The organism is Streptomyces sp. P9(2023), from assembly GCF_032436795.1.
GTDB lineage: Bacteria > Actinomycetota > Actinomycetes > Streptomycetales > Streptomycetaceae > Streptomyces.
In genome coordinates, this window is sequence record NZ_JAUPWM010000249.1 from 1 (window position 1) to 348 (window position 348).

General features: G+C 48.9%; 1 protein-coding gene. It reads left to right on the forward strand.

Annotated features, from left to right (window positions below; translation table 11 throughout):
• Positions 1–33: 33 nt before the first annotated feature.
• The coding region (locus Q5762_RS37525) for a sugar phosphate nucleotidyltransferase (protein ID WP_315896791.1) at positions 34–348 on the forward strand (315 nt) is incomplete at its 3' end.

Here is a 348-nt window from a genome sequence, read left to right on the forward strand (position 1 = left end):
TAACGATATTACAACGCATAGCGAAGGTCAGTTATGAAAGGCATTATCCTTGCAGGCGGAAGTGGCTCCAGGCTATACCCCATTACTCTGGGTGTCTCCAAGCAGCTGCTGCCCATATACGACAAACCCATGATCTATTATCCGCTTTCAGTACTGATGCTGGCGGGTATTCGAGATATCTTGATCATTACCACGCCTGAAGATCAAACCAGCTTTCAGCGATTATTGGGTGATGGCAGTCGCTTTGGTATCCATTTGCAGTATGCGGTACAGCCCAAGCCTGAAGGCTTAGCACAGGCATTTCTAATCGGGGAGTCCTTCATCGGCACCGATAACGTGTGCCTAGTG